This window comes from Photobacterium sp. GB-210 (genome assembly GCF_003026075.1).
GTDB lineage: Bacteria > Pseudomonadota > Gammaproteobacteria > Enterobacterales > Vibrionaceae > Photobacterium.
The window spans coordinates 236,584-244,167 of sequence record NZ_PYNU01000004.1 but is presented as its reverse complement, the minus strand read 5'-3'; the positions used below and the strand labels follow the sequence as shown (position 1 = coordinate 244,167).

Annotated in this window: 4 protein-coding genes; 3 read left to right on the top strand and 1 reads right to left on the bottom strand. The window is 38.5% G+C overall.

Going from position 1 to position 7,584, the window contains the following annotated elements; all coding sequences use genetic code 11:
* On the top strand, positions 1-4,554 hold a 4,554-nt coding region (locus tag C9J38_RS21765), incomplete at its 5' end, for a thrombospondin type 3 repeat-containing protein (protein ID WP_370444641.1).
* A gap of 47 nt (positions 4,555-4,601) precedes the next feature.
* On the opposite strand, the gene C9J38_RS09155 is transcribed toward C9J38_RS21765, so the two are convergent.
* Positions 4,602-5,636 carry a PotD/PotF family extracellular solute-binding protein gene (locus C9J38_RS09155; RefSeq protein WP_107206798.1) on the bottom strand — a complete coding sequence of 345 codons (1,035 nt, stop codon included), beginning with the start codon at positions 5,634-5,636 and terminating at the stop codon, positions 4,602-4,604.
* A 190-nt stretch (positions 5,637-5,826) separates the two neighbouring features.
* On the opposite strand from C9J38_RS09155, the gene C9J38_RS09150 reads away from it, so the two are divergent.
* Positions 5,827-7,101 (top strand): NAD(P)/FAD-dependent oxidoreductase, encoded by a 1,275-nt coding sequence (locus tag C9J38_RS09150; RefSeq protein WP_370444640.1) that lies wholly within the window; start codon positions 5,827-5,829, stop codon positions 7,099-7,101.
* Positions 7,102-7,222: 121 nt separating this feature from the next.
* Complete coding sequence (locus tag C9J38_RS09145) at positions 7,223-7,570, top strand: RidA family protein (RefSeq protein ID WP_107206796.1); 348 nt, start codon at positions 7,223-7,225, stop codon at positions 7,568-7,570.
* The last annotated feature ends 14 nt before the right edge of the window (positions 7,571-7,584 follow it).

The following is a 7,584-nucleotide window of genomic DNA, read 5'->3' as shown; positions in this document are numbered from 1 at the left end:
TTCCCTGAAGATAAATCAGAAACACTTGATACCGATGGTGACGGTGTTGGTGATAACGCTGATGCGTTCCCTGCTGATGACTCAGAAACAGTAGATACCGATGGTGACGGTGTAGGCGATAACGCTGATGCGTTCCCTAAAGATAAATCAGAAACAACAGATACCGATGGTGATGGTGTCGGTGATAACGCTGATGCGTTCCCTGAAGATAAGTCAGAGACGGTAGATACCGATGGTGACGGTGTTGGTGATAACGCTGATGCGTTCCCTGAAGATAAATCAGAAACAGTAGATACCGATGGTGACGGTGTAGGCGATAACGCTGATGCGTTCCCTAAAGATAAATCAGAAACAACAGATACCGATGGTGATGGCGTCGGTGATAACGCTGATGCGTTCCCTGAAGATAAATCAGAAACAGTAGATACCGATGGTGACGGTGTAGGCGATAACGCTGATGCGTTCCCTGCTGATGACTCAGAAACAGTTGATACCGACGGTGACGGTGTTGGTGATAACGCTGATGCGTTCCCTGAAGATAAATCAGAAACAACAGATACCGATGGTGATGGTGTAGGCGATAACGCTGATGCGTTCCCTGCTGATGACTCAGAAACAGTTGATACCGACGGTGACGGTGTTGGTGATAACGCTGATGCGTTCCCTGAAGATAAATCAGAAACAGCAGATACTGATGGTGACGGTGTCGGTGATAACGCTGATGCGTTCCCTGCTGATAACTCAGAAACAGTTGATACCGATAGCGATGGTATTGGTAACAACAAAGATACCGATGACGACGGCGATGGTGTCGCTGACTCTGATGATGCTTTCCCATTAGATAATAATGAATCGTTAGATACCGATGGTGACGGTATTGGTAATAATGCTGATCTGGATGATGACAACGATGGTTACGAAGATGCTGTTGATACTGATCCATTAGTCGCCTTAACAACACCTTCTACATTTGGTGAGTGTTTAAGCTCTCTTCCGCAAGCATTTGCAGGTACATCATCTGATCTGAAAGACAGCTCGTTGTACCACGTTTCAGAAATGCCTTTAGATAGCGAAATTCCTCTCAATACACTGCAGTTGATTTCTGAAGTTGGTGAGTTGAATGACTGGCAAGGCATTCCAGGACTAACCGTTATCCAATCTACCGTTGACTCTTATCGTGCAGATAACTCATCTCTTGAAGTCGATCCATTACTTGCACAAGAATATGAGTATATGGGTACTGGTGATAATGAAGGTCGATATTTTGGATTCCAAGATATTGAAAATCGTTGGTATGGTTTGAACTTAACGAATGCTGGGTTTAATAAATCTTCTGCATTAAATGAAACACAAACAGTTATTAGTACCCGTGTTACGCCATGGGCTCCATCAATTGATGATCCGCAAGAAATATCACAAGATATTACTTATACCGGAAAAGAAATTATTGAAGGTCCTGATGGCCCGCAAGAAGTGTGTGTCCAATCTTACGCGTATGATCTGACTTATATTAATAAATCAGAAGATGAATCACGTAAAGACCTACATATTACAGCTTCTGGGGTTAATTATATTGGCAATGGTGAGGTCTTAGTTAAAACTGTCGGTGAATATACCGAAGCCAACGTAGATGGTAGTTATATTGACGGTTACACAGAACAAACCAAGACTTTACAAGGTTATACCAAAGGTGTTGAAACTATAGGTCAAAGCCCTGTCGTATTTAAATCTGAAATGGATTTATTAAGGGAAGAATATCTTGAATATAATAAAGATACAGATGGTGATGGCATACCAGATCGTTTGGATGAATACCCTGATAATCCATTTGAATCTGTTGATACCGATAAAGATGGTTTAGCTAACAATGTTGATCCCGATGATGATAACGATGGGTATGACGATATTGTTGATAACGAACCATTGATAGCGTTAGTGACTCCAGATACATATGGTCAATGTTTAGCGTCGCTTCCTCAAGATCAGAGCGATAGTAATACTGATTTGAAGAATAGTAAGCTTTATCAGGTTATCCGAACAGGACTTGATTCTGAGTACCCGAGTTATTTTCATCAGTTAATAACAGATCAAAAGGTTGTTGATAATTGGCAGGAAACAGAAGGCCTAAGTGTAAATCAATCACTGGTTCAATTGTATGATATGAGTCAGTTGGATGATTTCTCAAATCCTTTAGTTGCTGAAGAGTATGAGTATCTTGGCGTCGGTGATGAGAAAGGAAAATACTATGGTTTCCAAGAGATAAATAATCAATGGTATGGTTTGAATCTATCAACGGATGGTTTTAGTAAATTAGCTAAGCTAAATGAACCACAACAAGTTGAGAGTATTCGCGTTACGCCATGGGCTCCATTAAAAGATGACCCACAACAAGTATCTGAAGAAATTACTTATGTAGGTAAAGATATTATTCAGGGGCCTCAGGGGCTACAGGAAGTATGTGTTCAGTCTTATAATTATGATCTAACCTATATTAATAAATCTGGCGATCCGGGACGTGCCGATCGGAATATTAAAGATTCAGGTACACATTATATCGGTTACGGTGAGCTGTTGATTAAAACTGTCGGCAATTATACTGAATACGATTTAGAAGGTAATCCTGTTTGGGGCTTTAAAGAGCAGACGAAATCATTACTGGGCTATACAAGTAATAATGAGTCATTTGGTAGCGATATTTCATCTTTCAAAGCTGATGTAGAACTACGTTTAAAAGAGTATGAAGAGTTAACTCAGACACCTATAGAGACAGGAAATAATGCAAGTGATTTCTTGCAAGAAAATTCAACTTTTATTGAGTATGGAATAGATGGATATAATTCTTCTGAAAAATTAACGTATTTATTTGATGGTTCAAAGTTATCAGTAAATAAGGCTGAGTTAACGAATCAAAGTAGCCTAAATTATTTTGCTGAACGAGATTTTAATCCGACATATATATTATCAGCAGATGGCACTATTTCAGTCGATTCAAACAGCGCAAATATTGTTGATAATGGTGATGGCTCTGTTACTTATGAGCAAGAGAATCAGCTATATAGTGATGTGATTTCTGGTAAAGAAGTTGACTTATCAAGAACAAATATTACTTATTTCTTAAGAAGTCAAAAGTTGTACATACCTGAAATGTGGGACTACACAGAGCAATTCTCACCAGGTGCTAAAGCTTTAATATCAGAGCTAGCTGTCAGCGAATATTACTATTTAGAATCTGAACATTGTTATGATAATGCAACAGTTAATGGTGTTATAGCGTGTAATTCTATCATTAGTTATCAGGAACAACAGTATGTTTTATCTGATTTAATCGTTGCTGATTTCAGTCAAAGTGGTGATCAAATTGAATCAAACAACTCGCTTGATTATGGATTTGATATACAGGGGCTATTAGTTCAGATTAATGAAGTTGGTTTAGTTAAATTATTTGATCAAGCTTATGATAGTGAAACTAGTACTTATACTTTAAATGAAATACCGTTATCAGCTGATTCAGCTTGGCAATATACAAACAATGAAAGCATGATTTCATTGAATATTAAGTTAGAAGATGAAAACGCTAAATATGGTTGGGTTAATCAATACACCATTGAAAATATCAATAAAACGCTTGTTACCGAATTGGATGGTAAGCTTGTTAAAGTGAAACGTTCACCTGCAAGTGTTGAAGATACTGTCTTCTTTAATGAAATAGCGAGTAATGATATTGAGCGTGTAATGGCAATTTCTGATGTTAATGATACCGCTACAGCATGTGGCGATAGTATTACGTCATCAGTTGACGCTATTTCAGCTAACTACCCAAGTGCTTACTCTGAAGTAATTCAGCAGTGTAATAATTTAAGTGATGAGTTTGATTTATTCGCTTCTAATTATGGAAAAGTTCTGAAGGTTGTGTCTCCGCGCGGTGATATTCATGTTATCTCGGCAGACTCTATTGCAACTTATAGTCAGAATGGCGCTTATGTTGCCCCAATCGGACAAGCCGTAGATTCAGTGTTTGAATATCAAGTTACTGATTTAGGTAGAGATGGTACTTATAACATAGTTGTTTATTCGCAAGTGAAATTAGCGGATGGTACATACAGTTATGATGTATGGTCAGCAATAGCTAAATTGTCAGATTCTATGGCGAACTATTGTTCTATTGGTAATGGCTCAATTGCTAGCGAAGATCTTTACCACAATGCTGTTGTGTCATGTACCGATCCTAATTTAGTTTCTGAACTAGTATTCCATGAATCATACTTGAACGATAAGTCACTTAATATTGGCGGTGAGGAATATAGTTTTTCTAAAAATCAAATTGCCGTTAATTCATTAGGTCAAGAGTTCTCTTGGCATATTAATGATTTGGGAGCTCTTCAACTCGAAGCAATTGCTGATAGTCAGAGAAAGATTATTACGTTAACTGATATTTATGTATCAATAAATTCTAGTGGTGAGGATATTGTTTCTCTGTATTCTAAGGAGCTGACAATTAATGATTTTGGTGAACTTAGTTATTTTGTAACAAGTACTGGAATAGAATTTAATTAATATTATTTGAACTAAAAGAGCAACACAGTGTGTTGCTCTTTTTTATTTTAGCTCTTCAGCATTTGCCAGTATTTTTGGTAAATATTGACTGCACTACCAACATCATTAGTAAACTCACCTTTATTTACTTCCTCATCTGTTGGGAAGATCATTGGATCGTTTTGTAATTCTTTAGGTAAGAATGATTTTGCTTGCTTATTTGGCGCAGGGAAACCTAGCTCTTCAACTAATTTTGCTTGGTTTTCTGGACGCATAAAGAAATCAATAAACTTAAAGGCTAAATCTTTATTTACGCTGCCTTCTGGCACAATAAAGTTATCCATCCACAGAATCGATCCTTCTTTAGGATAAACAAATTTTAGCTCTGGCATTTCTTGTTTTGCTAAATAAGCATTACCGTTCCATTGCATCCCGAGCATCGCTTCACCGGTCACATAAGGGACATGTGGTGCGTCTGAGTTATAAACGACAACGTTAGGACGTAAGTCGCGCAGTTTCTCGTATGCTTGTTTAATTTCAGCTTCGTTTGTGCTGTTAATGCTATGGCCCTGTGCTTTTAATGCCATACCAAATACATCACGAACATCGTCTAATAGCATGACTTGGCGTTGGAAATCAGTATTCCATAAATCATTCCAGCCCGTTACCTGATCGTTTTTAATACTATCTGAGTTATAAGAGATCCCTGTCACACCCCAAACATACGGAAGTGAGTAATCGTTTTTAGGATCAAATTGTTGGCCTAACAAACCAGGATAAACATCTTTTAAGTGATGCATTTTGGATTTGTCTATTTTGGCTAACATGCCTTCACGCGCCATCTTTTCAATAAAATAGGTTGAAGCAAAAACCACATCATAACCTTTGTTATCCAGCAGTTTTAATTTGGTATACATCGCTTCGTTATTATCGAAAGTCGAATAGTTGACGGTGACATTGTATTCTTTCTCAAATGCTTGAATTACATCTGTTGGCATATATTCAGCCCAGTTGTAAATATTAAGCACAGCATCATTTGCCGAAACATTAAATGCTGAAAGTGCGAATGCTAGTGTTGTCACCCCTTTAAAAACTTTTTTCATTTCTATTTCCCTAAATGACCAGGTAAGTCAGTGAGTAGCGGATAATAGAGTTAACATTAAGCATGTCAAAGTTAATCGGCGTGATATATGACCACTATCACAGTAATAAATCCCTTGTTGTTGCATTAATAGCGTGACATTATCCGCGCGATTTTTTCTCTGTTCTTATCTATAGGCAATTGGAATGTCCATGCGTAGTCAATATATTGATAGTTATTACCAAGCAACAATTAATGCATTACCTGAGCAACCAGCACTCGAACAACAGATAGAAGCTGATGTGTGTATTATTGGTGGGGGTATGACAGGTTTGAATGCTGCCATCGAATTACGTCAGAAAGGTTTTTCGGTTGTCGTTCTTGAATCTCAGCGTTTAGCATGGGGGGGATCTGGCCGTAATGGTGGGCAGTGTCTCGTTGGTTACTGTTTGGGGCTGCGTGAAGTCGATGAGACCTATGGCCCTGAATGGGGAAAACAATTATGGGATCTCTCTTGTGAGGCGGTTGATATTGCACGCGAGCGTATTGAAACATTCAACATCGACTGTGATTTTCAACAAGGCTATATCGAGCTGGCATTGAAAAAGAGCCAAGAAGAAGAATTAAAATCTTGGTATGACTTAAAGCAGACTCGTTATGATTACCCAAGTGCAAGCTGGTGGGAAAAAGAACAAATTCAGCAAGTAGCGCATACCGATCGTTACCTTGGTGGGTTGTTTGATTCAAACAGTGCACATATGCACCCATTAAATTACACCTTAGGTTTAGCCAGTGCTGCAATGTCATTAGGTGCTTCGGTATTTGAAAATACCCCTGCGACTAAAATTGAAAAAGGCAATCCACATATTATTCATACCCCAAAAGGTCGTGTAAAAGCGAAACAAGTGTTATTGGCGTGTAATGCATATTTAGACGGGTTAAACCGTAAAGCACAAAGTGTCGTTTTGCCCGTTGCTTCTTATATTGCAGTAACAGAGCAATTAGGTGATCGTCAGCCTATTTCCAATATGATGGCAATGTCAGACTTAAATAACAGTCTTGATTATTACCGTCCGACACCTGATGGTCGTATTTTATTTGGCGGAGTAAATCACCCATTTAATGGTGAATACAGTGATTCAGCGGAGCGTCTACGTCAACGTATGATCACGGTATTCCCACAGCTAAAAGATGTGAAAATGGAGTACCACTGGGGCGGCTTATTTGCGGTCACTCGTTCTTACATGCCTCAAATTGATCACTTGGGGAATGATATTTATGTTGCTCATGGATACACTGGTCATGGCGTTGGTTTAACCAATATTGCAGGTAAAGTCATAGCAGAAGCAATGTCTGGTACAGCAGAGCGTTTTGATGTGTTTGCTAAGATCAAGCATGGCTGGATCCCAACACCTGAAGTGCTACGTAAGCCGGCATTAGCAATGGCGATTTGGAAAGCGAGAATTGAAGATTCGTTAAGAAAATAGCTGAAATTTACGGTATAAACTGCATTATGTGCAAATAATTTTATTTTCTTACCGAACTATGACGATTTTTATGCAAAAAAAGTTACAATGACCTCTTACTTTCTAGTGAACAGGAAATATCATGATTGAACGTTTGGAAACGGGTGCTCGAATGAGCCGTATTGTAAAACATAACGGAACTATTTATCTGTGTGGTCAAGTTTGTGCTGATGCAACAAAAGGTATTACAGAGCAAACACAGACAATGCTGGATAAAGTTGAAGCGTTATTACTACAAGCGGGAAGTGATAAAGAGCATATGCTTTCTGCAACGATTTACATTAAAGATATGAGTATGTTCGCAGAAATGAATGCAGTGTGGGATAACTGGGTTCCTGAAGGTCATGCACCTGCGCGTGCTTGTGTGGAAGCCAGCATGGCACGTGATGCTTTATTGGTTGAAATCTCAGTAGTTGCGGCTGAAAAATAAGATTATAAACATCC